Annotated in this window: 13 protein-coding genes; 8 read left to right on the top strand and 5 right to left on the bottom strand. The window is 36.9% G+C overall.

Features of this window, described 5'->3' with window-relative positions; all coding sequences use genetic code 11:
• Nucleotides 1-281 precede the first annotated feature (281 nt).
• Nucleotides 282-701: a VOC family protein gene (locus tag B1B04_RS16100; protein ID WP_079562436.1), complete on the top strand. Its 420-nt coding sequence runs from the start codon at nucleotides 282-284 to the stop codon at nucleotides 699-701.
• Between the two features lie 61 nt (nucleotides 702-762).
• On the opposite strand, the gene B1B04_RS16095 is transcribed toward B1B04_RS16100, so the two are convergent.
• A complete protein-coding gene (locus B1B04_RS16095) occupies nucleotides 763-2,712 on the bottom strand; it encodes a methyl-accepting chemotaxis protein (protein ID WP_079562435.1) in 1,950 nt (649 codons plus the stop codon).
• Between the two features lie 302 nt (nucleotides 2,713-3,014).
• Here B1B04_RS16095 and B1B04_RS16090 point away from each other — a divergent pair, with 302 nt between their 5' ends.
• Nucleotides 3,015-3,389, top strand: a complete 375-nt coding sequence (locus tag B1B04_RS16090; protein WP_079562434.1) for a VOC family protein — start codon at nucleotides 3,015-3,017, stop codon at nucleotides 3,387-3,389.
• Nucleotides 3,390-3,484: 95 nt separating this feature from the next.
• Here the strand turns inward: B1B04_RS16090 and B1B04_RS16085 are convergent, their stop codons facing one another.
• A complete protein-coding gene (locus tag B1B04_RS16085; protein ID WP_079562433.1) occupies nucleotides 3,485-4,231 on the bottom strand; it encodes a hypothetical protein in 747 nt (248 codons plus the stop codon).
• Between the two features lie 269 nt (nucleotides 4,232-4,500).
• Between B1B04_RS16085 and B1B04_RS16080 the strand changes: the two genes are divergently transcribed.
• From B1B04_RS16080 to B1B04_RS25955, 6 genes are all read left to right on the top strand, one after another.
• Nucleotides 4,501-5,688 carry an acyl-CoA dehydrogenase family protein gene (locus B1B04_RS16080; protein ID WP_079562432.1) on the top strand — a complete coding sequence of 396 codons (1,188 nt, stop codon included), beginning with the start codon at nucleotides 4,501-4,503 and terminating at the stop codon, nucleotides 5,686-5,688.
• Between the two features lie 13 nt (nucleotides 5,689-5,701).
• Entirely contained in the window at nucleotides 5,702-6,571 is an 870-nt protein-coding gene (locus B1B04_RS16075; protein ID WP_079562431.1) for a transporter substrate-binding domain-containing protein, read from the top strand.
• A gap of 104 nt (nucleotides 6,572-6,675) precedes the next feature.
• Nucleotides 6,676-7,383 (top strand): amino acid ABC transporter permease, encoded by a 708-nt coding sequence (locus tag B1B04_RS16070; protein WP_079562430.1) that lies wholly within the window; start codon nucleotides 6,676-6,678, stop codon nucleotides 7,381-7,383.
• 12 nt (nucleotides 7,384-7,395) lie between these two features.
• Entirely contained in the window at nucleotides 7,396-8,097 is a 702-nt protein-coding gene (locus tag B1B04_RS16065; protein WP_079562429.1) for an amino acid ABC transporter permease, read from the top strand.
• 13 nt (nucleotides 8,098-8,110) lie between these two features.
• On the top strand, nucleotides 8,111-8,866 hold the full coding sequence (locus tag B1B04_RS16060) for an amino acid ABC transporter ATP-binding protein (RefSeq protein WP_079562428.1): 756 nt from the start codon (nucleotides 8,111-8,113) through the stop codon (nucleotides 8,864-8,866).
• A gap of 120 nt (nucleotides 8,867-8,986) precedes the next feature.
• Nucleotides 8,987-9,238 carry a hypothetical protein gene (locus B1B04_RS25955; RefSeq protein WP_079562427.1) on the top strand — a complete coding sequence of 84 codons (252 nt, stop codon included), beginning with the start codon at nucleotides 8,987-8,989 and terminating at the stop codon, nucleotides 9,236-9,238.
• A 47-nt stretch (nucleotides 9,239-9,285) separates the two neighbouring features.
• Here B1B04_RS25955 and helD read toward each other — a convergent pair whose 3' ends face one another.
• The 3 genes from helD to B1B04_RS16045 form a co-directional block, all read right to left on the bottom strand.
• Nucleotides 9,286-10,848 (bottom strand): RNA polymerase recycling motor HelD, encoded by a 1,563-nt coding sequence (gene helD, locus B1B04_RS16050; protein ID WP_303048892.1) that lies wholly within the window; start codon nucleotides 10,846-10,848, stop codon nucleotides 9,286-9,288.
• A 12-nt stretch (nucleotides 10,849-10,860) separates the two neighbouring features.
• Nucleotides 10,861-11,592, bottom strand: a complete 732-nt coding sequence (locus tag B1B04_RS26220) for a helicase domain-containing protein (protein WP_240518313.1) — start codon at nucleotides 11,590-11,592, stop codon at nucleotides 10,861-10,863.
• Nucleotides 11,593-12,959: 1,367 nt separating this feature from the next.
• Nucleotides 12,960-14,150: a coenzyme F420-0:L-glutamate ligase gene (locus B1B04_RS16045; RefSeq protein ID WP_079562426.1), complete on the bottom strand. Its 1,191-nt coding sequence runs from the start codon at nucleotides 14,148-14,150 to the stop codon at nucleotides 12,960-12,962.
• Between the last annotated feature and the right edge of the window lie 219 nt (nucleotides 14,151-14,369).

The raw sequence follows: 14,369 nt of genomic DNA, 5'->3' as shown, positions 1-14,369 counted from the left end.
TTATCTAAATTAATAAAAAAATAGCAGGAAAGAACAGGAATTAAGCGAAATATATAGTTACATCTCTTTTTGTTAGAGTGAGGAGGCGGTGTAAATTTATTTTATTCACAGGTTAAAAGTAGTTAGAGGAAATCCTGAGCTTTTGTAGGGAAGTAAGCTGTTATTATCGTTTGTCAAAAGAAGGAAAGTAATTTTTTGACTGCTTCGTCTAAGATTTGAACTATTAGTTATTAACCGTGTAAAATAAAATTGTTTCGAAAATGACAAAGGGAGTGTTGGAAATGGCAGTAGAGGTTTACTTAAATTTTAATGGGAATTGTCGAGAGGCTGTAACTTTTTATGAGACAGTTTTTAATACAAACAAGCCTGAAATTATGACGTTTGGAGATTCACCACAGAATCCAAGTTATCCATTACCAGAGGAAGCAAAAGATCTTGTCATGCATACGCGACTTTCGATTTTTGGTAGCACTGTAATGTTCTCAGATACATTTCCAGGACACCCATTCACGATTGGAAACAATGTAACATTAGCCGTTGTCTCAGGCGATGAGGCCCAGATGCGAAAAGCTTTTGATGGCCTTAAAGAAGGTGGCAAAGTTACGATGGAGCTACAAGAAACGTTTTGGAGTAAATGTTATGGCTCCCTTACTGATAAATTTGGTGTTGAATGGCAATTTAGTCATGAGGATAATAGATAAAATTACTATTAAAAAGCACGATGTTTTTGGAAAGTTCACCATTAACATCGTGCTTTTCTTTTTAGTATTTAAAACGATTCACATAACTTTGTAATTCATCAGCCATATCGAGAAGTGCTTTTGAGGCTACAGCCATTTCCTGCATCGAAGACAATGTTTGTTCAGTAGAAGCGGCAACTTCCTCTGACGCTGCAGCATTTATTTTAGCATGATCTGTTAGCTCTATAGCTGTTGCAGAAACTTCTTCAACTACTGCTGACATCTCCTGAGCAGATGCAGATATATCCTCCATTTTCGGAGCAATTTCGTGGAGACGCTTAATGATACTTGCAAACTTTTTACTTGTATCTTCTGTTAGCTGTAAACCATCCTGGACATCGGCTGAAGTCTTCATCATTGTTTGAACAGACTTAGCCGTATCTTGCTGAATGCCAGTAATTAGTGCAGAAATCTGCTCTGCCGATTGATGAGATTGCTCTGCTAACTTCCGCACTTCATCGGCGACTACTGCAAAGCCTTTCCCGTGTTCTCCAGCTCGCGCTGCTTCAATAGCAGCATTAAGGGCAAGCAGATTTGTTTGCTCTGAAATAGCGCTAATAATTTCTAAAATAGAACCAATTTCTTTTGTTCGATCATAGAGAGATTTAATCATCGTATCCGATTGTGTCACAGATTCATGAATCGAGACCATTTGATTAACAGTTTGTTCTACTGCTTGTCCGCCTTCATCGGCCAATTGTATAGCACGGCTCGATAAATCGGAAACCTGCATTGAGCTATCAGCGATCTCGACGACTCCTTTTGCGATTTCCTCAATAGAAACCGCATTTTGGTCAATGCTAGTTGTTTGTTTTTCTGTACTGACAGCAACCTGCTGCATAGCTTCAGTAACTTGCTCAGAAGCAGCGATATTTTGTTCGGCATTCGCAGATAGGCCATGCGCCGAAGTTTGAACATGTTGAGAGCTTTGATCAACGTTACGAATAAGTTTTTTTAAGTTAACCTTCATGGCGATAAAAGCTTCTCCAAGCTGTCCAATCTCATCTTTCGAATGATTGTCAATAAACTCTGTTAAATCGCCCTCGCTAATTTTTATAGCGCTTTGTTTAAGTCGATTGATCGGATTAACGACTGATTTGATCATGAATAGCATAAAAATAATGCCAACAGTAATAGAAATGGCGATAATTATTAAATTGATATTAAATGTTGAAGCAGCAGCGTTTGCAGCCTCAGCTGTAAACATGGTACCAACGACTTTCCAGCCTGTTAGCTTATTTGTAACAAATTGAAGTTGTCGATCTTTTTCTATAACAGTACCACTATCTTGTTCATAGATTTTAGTAATATAGCTTTCTGTTGCTTCAGCACCACTTTCTTTATTTGGTTGGGCAATATAAATTTTATTACTATCTAAAAGTGAAGCAAAGCCAGTTTTTCCAATGCGTATATCATTCGTGATGGTACTTAATCTAGATATATTTACATCTAGCCCTATTACCCCTGAGCCGTCTGGTAAAGCCTGAGTAATCGTAAGAACGATATCACCTGTAGTCTGTGTAACGTATGGAGCAGTAATAGATACTTGGCCCTTGCTATCTACAGCTTGCTTATACCAAGATCTTTTACGAGGGTCAAACCCACTAGGGTATTTTTGAGCAGGTTCATCCAGTAGTCTGCCATCAGAGGTTCCGATATAAATTAGCTCCGCCTCGGGATGCATGTTCATGTATTCGTGGAAAAGAGATTTAAGTTCTGTAGTTTTACCTTCTTGTAAATAAGATTGATGGAGCTTGTTTGAAAAATATTGAACGTCTTTCACTTTTGGCTCAATCGTGTTAGTAATATTCGTATTAAGCATGCGCACACTTTCGGTTGCACTTGCTTGCTGTTCTTTTGAAATTTGCCTTCCGGCACTTTGGTAAGACACAATTCCAATTAACAGTGTTGGAATGAGAAGCATTGCTAAAAACGAAAAAATGAGCTTTTTCCTTAAACTTAGTTGTTTCACTTGAATTATCCTCACTATGATCTAGTATTTTGTACTTTTTTATCACCGAATATTGAGTAAGTAATAATGCCTTAGTGGATGGTGATAAAGTCTATACATTTACTTTCTATGTAAACAATAGACAGCTAGGCTCATTTTACCAAAAATAAAATAAAAGTTAAGTATTTTATAATAACTGTTTACTATATAGTAAATATCATCAATGGATACTTTAAAATTCTCCTAAAAACGGAAACCGCTAAATGACATATAAAGCTACTTTTTGATGTATACTAATGCTCAAAAGAGGAGGGAATTGTTTCATGATTCGACAAATTGGACAAGTAATGTTGTATGTAAATGATCAAGATACTGCCGTGAAGTTTTGGACAGAAAAAGTTGGATTTGTTGTAGTTGCTGATCAGGAAGAGGGCGGAGTACGCTGGATTGAAATTGCTCCTACTAAAGAAGCTCAAACTACCTTTGTTTTACACAATAAAGAAATCATTGCAAAAATGCAGCCTGACTTAAATTTAGGGACACCATCTATAATGTTTTATGCCGACCATATAGAAGGTCTATATCAAGATTTTCAAGCAAAAGGCGTTAAAGTTGGGGATTTAGTAATGATGCCAATGGGTAGAGTTTTTAATTTTGCTGATCACGAAAATAATTATTTTGCATTAGTAGAAAAATAAGGTTTGTCCTACCTAGAAAAGGCAAGAATCTGTCCAATTTCGATTGCGGAAATCGGGCAAATTCTTGCTTTTTCCTTATATTAGGACATAGTAACTTATTTTAAATCTTCGCCAAAAATGGCTACAGTTTGACGGTCAACGCTAAATTCATTGCCATCCCATTTCAAAATATTTTCTACATAACCTAATCCATCGGCATGAAATCTGCCTGCTATAGCCTGATACGCTAAAATCTCATATATGCCATCTCGTTCATAGTCGACCGGATACAATCCGCTGATTGGATCAACCCATCCTTGAATTGGTTGCTTTAGTGTACCGTCTTGATTATAAATATCTGCTAAATAATCTGGATCTTTGTATTGTAAATCGATGATATATTGTTTTTTTGGATTCATGCTACGCACGGCCACTTTATATTGATTTTGATAATTAACAGTGTATTTAAGCGTATTACTAAACGTTTCTGCATCAAAAATTGAGCGTATTTTCCCGTTTATTGAGGCAAACATTTCGCCGTTGATAATACCGCCACTACCCCCCGTGTCGGAAATAACTAAAATATCATCTAGATGATTCCCGGTAAAGTCACCTAAAAATATAGTTGGGTTGTACCCGACGCTTTGTTTCAGCATTATTTTTTCGAATTGGTGCGTCTGTCCGTAAAATATCGCAAGCGTTAGGTTTTTCCACAAAGGGCTATCTGGTGTTTTATTCCCCATCAAAAGAACAGTTTCAAGTAAGCCATCTCCATTAATATCTCCAAATTTCGTCTGAATAACCTGAGGGGTCATAGGCGAAATAGGCATATTATTTAAGGCCGGATTCATATTATTAGTCATACATGCACCTCTTTCTATAGTGTTAGCATATGCTGTAAATATGGCTTGGTGAAAAAAGAAGATGTGTTAGTAATGACTATAAAACTTATAAAAAAACTTATAATTAACCCATTGACATATTTAAATGTGAAAAGTATCATAAATGTCAACGAATCAGAAAATTCAGTACCACGCATTCTCTTGCTACAAAATGTAGTTGGAGATTTTTTACAACATTAATTCTTAGTAAGTATATATGTTTTATATATTTTGGGAAGAAGGAGATTTTCTTGAAAAATTTATTTGTTAAAACGAAGCAACAACAGTATTGGCTCGATCAGCTAGCATCTATTTCTGAGTCAATAAAGGCTGAAGCTAAAGAAGTAGATGAACAATCTCGTTTTCCATTCGAAGCACATAAACTACTTCTGCAAATTGGTTATCCAAAGCTAACTTTACCGAGAGAATATGGCGGTGAAGGATTATCGGTCTACGATATGGTACTCGTTCAAGAAACGTTAGCGAGCTACGACGAGAATGCTTCACTCTCGCTAGGATGGACATTAGGTGTTGTAGGTGAACTATATGAGAAAAAGCTATGGACAGACGATTTACTAAGTTCGTTTGCTCAGGAAATAAAGAACGGTGCAATTATAAATAGGGCTGCGAGTGAAGCGGCAACAGGTAGTCCAACACGTGGAGGGCGACCAGGAACGAATGCTGTTTCAAAAGAGGCAGGTTGGCTCATAAATGGGCGTAAAATCTTTACGACAGCCTCCCCGGTACTAGATTATTTCTTAACATCAGCGTGGATTGAGGAGAAAAATCAAATTGGTTACTTCCTTATCCATAAAGATGCACAAGGGCTTTCAATTGAAGAAAACTGGGAAATGTCTGCAATGCGAGGCACAAGCAGTCATGACCTAGTGTTAAAAGATGTAGTCGTTCCTACGAATCATTTAGTAGAGTTACCGAGTCACCCAAGTGGTGGAAAAATAAATGGTTGGATTCTACATATACCAGCAACATACTTAGGGATTGCGCAGGCAGCACGCGATTATGCACTGCATTTTGCAAATCATTATCAACCTAATAGTTTAAATGCTCCTATTAGTACATTACCAAATGTGCAGCAACTTCTAGGTGATATTGAATTGAAGCTATATCAAGCGCGCTTTGTACTGTATGGGGTTGCCGACGCTTATGATGACCCAGCTAGACGTGAGCTTTTGGCAAATGAAATGGCAGTTGCTAAGCATACGGTGACAAATTTGGCGATTGAAATCGTCGATAAGGCAATGCGTGTAGTAGGAGCCAAAAGCCTACAATTAACGAATCCATTACAGCGTTATTATCGAAATGTTCGTGCGGGACTTCATAATCCACCGATGGATGATATGACAATTATAAAATTAGCGAGTACAGCAATTGAACAGCAAAAATCGACTGAACATCAATTACAAAACAATGGAGAATAAGGGGAAATGACATATGTTTAAACAAAAGAAAAAGATTTTCCAATTGGCCGCAATCGGGTTGGCTTCACTGGCTATTTTAGCAGGCTGTAATTCAGGTGAAGCTTCAGATAAAGATTCAGAGGATGGCGGGAAAGTACGTACAGTGAAGGTTGCATTTGACCAGGCGTCTAAGCCAATTAGTTATCTAGATGATAACGGGAATCCGACTGGCTACGATGTGGAAGTCATGAAGCTAGTGGATGAACAGTTACCTGACTATAAGTTTGAATTTGTAGGCACGACTAGTGATGATTTATTAATTGGTGTTGAGCAAGGGAAATATCAAGTTGGAATAAAAAATGCCTTCTTTACGCAAGAGCGTACGGAAAAGTTTATTTTCCCTAAAGAATTTTTAGGCTTAAGTAGTGCGGGTCTAGTATTACGTAAAGAGGATGAAGGTGTAAAAACATTAGCCGACTTTGCAAAAAAAGATTATTCATTAGCACCAATTGCTGCGAATAATGCTCAATATACAATTATTGATGAATATAATAAAGCCAATCCAGACAATAAAGTAAAATTACAGGCTGGAGATGCGTTCACTGTCGATGTTGTGCAATGGGTAAATGAAAAACGTGTCGATGGCGGTGTCATGATTGAAGGTCCATTTAAACAACAAGTTTTAGCAGAAGATGGCCCCTATCATAAATTAAAGGATGACGTAGTTTACAACGAATTTTCCGTTATTAAAACATGGCCGTTATTCAATAAAAAGGAACAAGAATTTGCAGATGCTTACGATAAAGCTATAGCAAAAATTAAAGAGCAAAAGAAAACAAATGAATTAAGCACTAAGTTTTACGGTCGAGATTTATTTGAAGTGTTAGAAACCGTGAAGCGCTAATAGGCGGTAGCGGCTACTACCAAATAAAAGGCTGTTGAGTCAGTATACTCAGCAGTCTTTATTCATAGAAATAGAATCTTAGAAATATAGAAGTTGGTGAGGAAATGGAGAAGTATTTTGATGCATCATACATTTGGAACTCAATTCCTGTATTATTGCCGTTTTTAAAAGTGACCTTCCTAGTCGCAGGATCTTCCATTGTACTAGGCACAATATTTGGCTTACTATTAGCGGCTGCCAAGTTAAGTTCAATAAAATTGCTGCGAAAATTAGCAAACTTATATACAACGATTATGCGTTGTACACCATCTATCGTCTTATTATTCCTGGTCTATTATGGTGTTCCAGCGTTAGCGGAAAACTTCGGCATAAATCTCCATTCAATTGAAACAGCCATTTTCGTAGTCGTAACGTTCACTTTACAGTTTGCAGCGATTATGTCAGAGGTTATTCGTTCTGCTTATTTAGCGATTGATAAAGGGCAATTTGAAGCGGCTGTTAGTGTGGGATTAACGCCATTCCAAGCTTATCGCCGTATTATTTTCCCGCAGGCACTCGTTATCGCTTTACCGAACTTTGGGAATGGAATGATTGCGTTATTACAAGAAGGAGCGCTCGCTTATACAATCGGCTTAATTGATATTGTCGGTAAGGCAAATTTAATTATCGCAAGTAATATTAATGCACATGCATTAGAAATATATATCGCTTTAGCCATTGTTTATTGGGTGTTGTCGATTATTATCGAAAAATTCTTCTCTATGCTAGAAAAGTTTTTTGGTAAGGGGAAAAAGACATTAGAAACAACGTAAGGAGGCGTAACTGTGAATTATCAATTTTTAGTTGAAACATTTTTTGTTGCATTATCAGGTGTACCTATCGCACTCCTTGTGACAATTGTTGCTATGCTCGTTGCTTTACCACTAGGCTTCCTACTAGCACTAACACGGATCAATAAAATCCCAGTGATCCATCATTTAGCAAAGATATATGTCTCCTTTGTCCGAGGTACACCGATAATCATTCAAATCTTTATTATTTATAGTAGTATTCCATTACTACTTAAAATTATTTTTGAAAAATATAATATTGCCTATGATATTTATAAAGTCAATCCGATCTGGTATGCATTTATTGTCTTCGCATTTAGTACGACGGCAATTTTAATAGAAGTATTTCGTTCTGCTTTAAGTACGATTGATAAAGGTCAGCTAGAGGCAGCTCAAGCAGTAGGCTTAACAACATTTCAAGCTTATCGCCGTATTATTATTCCGCAGGCTTTAGTAGTAGCGATGCCGAATATTTGTACAGCCACAGTCAATCTCATTAAAGCGACGTCTTTAGGCTATGCAATGTCCTTACCTGAAATTACATTAAAAGCTAAAGTAGCTGCCAATGTTGGCTACAATTACGTGGAAGCATATATTGATATTTTCATTGTGTACTTAATTTTATGTAGTACGGTCGAATACATTTTTAAACGATATGAAAAACATTTAAGTAAATTCAAAGTGGCAAAAGCCTAAGGGGTGAACGAGTATGTTAGAAATTAAAAATATCCATAAATCATTTGGTAGCAATGAAATTTTAAAAGGTGTCGATTTAGCCATTGATAAAGGAGATGTTGTCGTTATTTTAGGTCCCAGCGGCTCGGGAAAAACAACATTATTACGTTGCATTAACTTTTTAGAGACAGCCGACCAAGGACATGCGACATTTGGCGATATCCAAGTAGATTTTCAAAATATGAAGAAGAAGGATGTACATTCTATTCGACAACGTGTAGCCTTTGTATTCCAAAACTATAATCTTTTTACGAATAAAACAGCGCTAGAAAATGTGACAGAAGGGCTTATTATAGGACGTAAAATTCCCAAGGCCGAAGCCATTGATATTGGTAGAAAAGCGCTTGATAAAGTAGGTTTATCAGAAAAATATGATGCCTATCCAAGTCAATTGTCTGGAGGCCAGCAACAACGAGTTGGTATTGCCCGGGCCGTAGCGTTGAACCCTGATATTATTTTATTTGATGAACCGACTTCTGCACTTGACCCAGAGCTAGTAGGAGAAGTCCTTCAGGTTATGAAAAACATTGCAGCGGAAGGGACGACGATGCTTGTTGTCACACATGAAATGGGCTTTGCAAAAGACGTAGCCAACCGAGTAATTTTTATGGACGGTGGTGTCGTTGTAGAAGAAGGAAGCCCTCATGATATATTTGTTAATCCGAAAGAGGAGCGCACGAAGAAATTCTTAAAACGTGTTATTCCTGAGGATTATAATTACTATATTTAAAAAAGAGAATCTGCTAGCCTTCAATTGAAGCGTGCAGATTCTCTTCTTTATAGAAAATCAATTATGCTTTGGCATAATAGCGTCCGGAGTCGGCTTTGTGCTTAGGCCTGCAGATGTTTTTTGTGCGAAAGCGAAGCGACAGCAACATGTTTTTGTCTGTGCGAAAGCGAAGCGACAGCAACATGTTTTGTCTGTGCGAAAGCGAAGCGACAGCAACATGTTTTTGTCTGTGCGAAAGCGAAGCGACAGCAACAACAACAACAACAACACGAGGGACGACACGATGTCGGTCATTTCGGTAATGCCATAGGACGTGGTGTCCTTAGACTGAGTTCCTCTATTTCAGCTGATGTTTGGACACCCGAAAAGTAGCTTAAATCCGCATTTATCTCACCACCTGGGAACTTCGCTGAAATAAGTTAAAGCTTTAAAAAATGTGTTAACTCATTAATGGAATAGATATGCAATTCGTGCATAGCTCGTGTACAAGCTGTGTAGAAATAATTACGTTCTGTTTCTCTAGAATAAGTAGCTGCGGAAGCATTGTATATTAAGACAGCGTCGAATTCAATTCCTTTTGCCATATAAGCAGGCAACAGTAAAATACCTTTTTTAAATTGATTAGTATGATGGGTAATGAGCTGAATATCTACTTGGTCTTTCATTTGATCAAAAACCTTCGTACACTCTTGCTCTGTTTTACAGATGACTGCAATTGTTTCAAAATTTAGGGACAAGCTGTTAATCTTTTCGACAAGCTGTTCGATTAAATCTATTTCATTCGAAACAATCGTGATAGTCGGTTCGGGACCAGTTCGATTAAAGGCCTCTACTTTTGCGTCCTCATGTAAAATCTTTGAAGTAAGGTGAATAATTTGTTTTGTTGAGCGATAACTTTTCGTTAATATTATTTTTTCTGCTTGTTCACCATACAATTGTGGCGTCAGCAGTGAAGGGTTTTTAAAGGTATGAGGATGGATAGTTTGATGTCCATCTCCTAATATAGTCATACGTGCACGTGGGAATAATTGTTGTAATACAAATAGCTGAAATGGAGAATAGTCTTGTGCTTCATCAACTAAAACATGACGAATCATCGTATTTGTTCGTTGACCTTCTATTTTGTCCTGCAAATATAAAAATGGAGCGGCATCTTCATATGAAATAATGCGCTTTGTTAAATTAGGGAGCGTTTGTTGACAGATTTCTTCCCAATGGTCGGGTAAAAAGTTCTGTAATTGCTGATGAATAGTATTGTTCATATCAAACAGTTGACGATAAATGCCTAACAAATGAACGAACTTTAATTGTTTCACAGATTGACGAAGTGGCTTGAGCTGTTTTTTGACAATTTGGATGGCTATTTTTTTGCGCTCTTGCTCAAAATCATCAAAGGAGTTTTCTGAAAAGCGACCTTCGTGTAAAAGATCACTATAGGTTTTTGTATATTCTTCAATGTCTAACAATTCACTAGCTTCTTCTACCCATTCTTTCGTCCGTTCTGTCTTTTCAATTTTCGATAATTGTTGTAACAACCATTCTTTCACTAACTGCAGTCGATTTGGGATGGGAATTGTCGCATTGAACGAATAAAAATACTCAGCAATTTTTTGCGCTGTAATAATTCTTTCTCCTCGAAAAACAATGTTTTTAAATAGCAAACCGTCATTGGCAAGGTACTCTATATATTTGTCCATCAATTCTCGATATTGGAGGCTAGCTTTGAAAGAAATAGTAGTAAGCTTCGTTTGGTAGAGCAAGTCATCTTTCTCTGTTAAAATTGACTCCAATTGCTCGTAAGGATATTCCAATTGGAACTGTCGACCTAAACGTTTTGTTGCATATTCGGAGAAGGTTAATTGCTGCATATTATCTTCACCTAAATCCGGTAAAACGGTATGGACATATTGATTAAAGAGCTGATTTGGTGTAATCAATAAAATTTGATCAGCAGTAATTTGGTCTCGATAATGATACAACAAATAAGCAACACGTTAGAGAGCAACAGCTGTTTTTCCACTACCCGCGACACCCTCTACGATGAGATAAGGCGTGTTAACATGTCGAATAATTTTATTTTGTTCGGCTTGAATCGTTGCTACGATGCTGCGGATATGTTCATTTGCATTTTGAGCGAGAATATCGAGTAATAAGTCATCACCAATTGTTAATCCTGTATTAAACATCGATTGCAATTGACCATTCTTAATGATAAATTGCCGCTTTAAAAGCATCTCACCTTGAATGCCGTCGGTCGCCGTTTCATAAGTGGCTGGGCCAGGGGTGTAATCATAATACATACTTGATATAGGGGCTCGCCAATCATAAATTAGTATGTTTTCATTCTCTTCATCCATTAAGGTTGCTACACCGATATAAATCTTTAAAGGTTCGTTTTGCCCATCCTGTAAAAAATCAATGCGAGCAAAATAGGGGGATTGCAGTAAACGGTCATAAGTTTTTACATCCTTGATGGCACGTTGCTGAGCATGTTGAGAATCGGATAAGAGCTCCGCCTGTTGTTTAATAGCATAATAAGTTTCGTCTATATCCTCAGGAGTATCTAAATTCACTCTGACGTCATCCCAAAAGGTTTTCTTTAATGTTAAAACATTGTTTCTAACATCCTTTTCCTTTTGTAGTAACTCCTCCTTTTTGTGACCAACTGTATTTAAACAAAGAACAAGATACTGATTTTCTTCTGTCCGTTCATATTGCTTTTCCAATGTTACTCACATTCCTTTCAATATGGATTATTTAGAATCGGGAAATTTATCATACAGCTAGTTAGGAAAGAAGTATAGTCTAGTAATTTTGGTAAATTTATGATATAATAAAATTATAAAAGAAAATCAGATTTTTAACAAAAAGACTGCTCCGAAAAAGTTGGGGCAGTCTTTTTTGTATCCGTATTTATCTATTTGAAAAGGAGTTACTTTTATGAATATACTCCTAAATTTTGGTATGAAATTATGTATATAAGTTGAGTGAGGTTATTCGACCCCGTGGGGTTCAACGTCACAGATAAGACTATGGAGCGAGCGTTATGACTAAAGTGGCTTATAGGATGCCCTATAGAAAAGCGCTTAGTCGAAATGGGAATCAACCTCGTTATGGTGATTACCTAGTGTTCCTTCTATATCATTTAGATCATCGGAAATTATTCTCGGTATTTTAAAGTTAACTTGATGATTAATATTGATAAGTAAGAAGAATAGTCGTTAATCCCAGAAAAAGAGCTTTTGTAAATGATATAGACATTTGGTGGGGGCGAAAAATGAAGGTGATATTTACAGTTTGGTACCTGAATGTGGGGAGAGTACGTTTGTTAAGGGGCTAACGAAAAGCGAAAACACACATATTCTTTCAAGGGATGCTATACGTTAAGAGTTTTTTGGAGGTGCTGCAAGATAGAAATTACGAATGGTATTCTATGTTTTGTGTGAGCGTTTGAATGTGGCTAAAGGTCAATTTGTGATTGTTGATGTGACAAATATCGAACGGGGATGAGGGGTATTTAATATAGGTAAAATGTATGTTTTTTAGTAAAATTGATGTTGTGATTTTGATGAAAGAAATATGATGTTATTATCAAAAAAACAATAAATAGAGAGAGGGGATTCGATAGTAATAATGGGGGAAATGAGCAGGAATATAGAGTTTCCAATACTGGGGGAGGGGATGGAAAGGTTCATATTGCGCACGAAGGGAGCTTGTATGAATTCTCAAAAGAGTAATATCCAAAGTCGACGCACCAAAGAGGAGCTTTATATATATATATGAATGAAAACAGTCCAATATGCTGATTTTTGATAGAACTTAGAAAAGTTTGTGAGAAAGGATCAAGTTCGAACAAGTGAACGTTGGCTAAACGAAAAAGAGACTCCAAATCATTTGAAATAAGTATGATGTGAAAAGGGAAGTAAAACAAACAGAAAATATATAATATATATGAGGAAGTAAACGGTGGCAGTGTGTCTCTTTAGAGAATAGGGATCCATAGGTTCGATTTCTGTTATCCGCATAAAATAAAATGGCATACTATATAAAAAATGAACGCCCAAACGATAATGGGAGTTCATTTTTGTAGCTGTTATTTTGTATAGTTATCGAAATAACCTTGGATATAAATCATCGGTGTTCCTTTGTCGCCTGAACCTGAAGTTAAATCTGAAAGAGAGCCGATTAAGTCTGTTAAACGACGAGGCGTTGTACCTTGAGCGGCCATTTGCCCAGTTAAATCTTCATCTTTGTTTTGGATATACTCAGAAATTGCTGCTTTTAATTCTTCGCCGCGAAGCTCTGAAAAATCGTTATCTGCTAAGTATTTTAGTTTTACTTCGTTTGGTGTGCCATCTAATCCGGCTGTGAAAGCTGGAGAAACAACAGGGTCAGCTAACTCCCAAATCTTGCCCACAGGATCTTTAAAAGCACCATCACCGTAAACCATTACTTCAACTGTTTTACCAGTAGCTTCTTTGATCTTTGCTTGGATGCCATCAACGATTGGTTGGCAAGTATGTGGGAATAATTTTACGCTATCTTCAGTAGCTTTATTTGAACCAAGTAGACCATATTCGGCATTAAAGCCAGAGTCGTTATTAGGCTCAGATAAAATATTATCAAGACTGTATACTTTTTCAGCACCATTTGCCGTTAAAATACGTTTTGTACGTAAACGTGTATGAATATCACATGTTAAAACGCTCTTCGTAAAATCTAAAATTGTTTTTGGGTTGTTTGAAAAGATAACTTCACAAGACGCGCCTTCAGCTTCGATTAGTTCTTTATAATATTCAATATAATCTACGCCTGTAAATGTATGTTTTTTATAGCCGAAATGCTCACGGAATTCAGCCTCAGTTAAAGTATCTGTCCAAGGATTAATCCCTTTTACATCTAGCTCATCGATATCAACTAGGTGGTTCCCAACTTCATCAGATGGATAGCTAAGCATAAGAACAACTTTTTTTACACCTTTTGCAATACCGCGTAAGCAGTTAGCGAAGCGATTGCGGCTTAGGATTGGAAAAATAACACCAACAGTATCATCACCAAATTTAGCAGCTACGTCCGCTGCGATGTCATCGATGGATGCATAGTTACCTTGTGCACGCGCTACGACAGATTCTGTTACTGTGACGATGTCGCGATCTTCAATTGAATAGCCTTCAGTCTTTGCTGCGTTTAATACTGTATCAACAACAATTTGCTCAATATTATCGCCTTCGTTAATAATTGGACCACGAAGACCTCTTACTACTGTACCAACTACACGTTCCAAAATAATCTCTCCTTATTAATAGATAAATGTATGATTAATAGTATGCCTCGGCATAATTACGTCTGGAACCGGCTGTGTTTCATAAAAAACTCCTTGCCGATTCTTTTTCGCCTACTGAAAAAAGTTAAATATTGTGAAATTAAATCAATATGGTTTTACTATACGCCTCTTTAATGATATAAGTAAAATTAATAGTTCGTATAATAGCTATAAGAGGTG

It is taken from the genome of Lysinibacillus sp. KCTC 33748, assembly GCF_002237755.1.
GTDB lineage: Bacteria > Bacillota > Bacilli > Bacillales_A > Planococcaceae > Lysinibacillus.
This window is presented reverse-complemented; position numbering and strand designations above follow the sequence as displayed.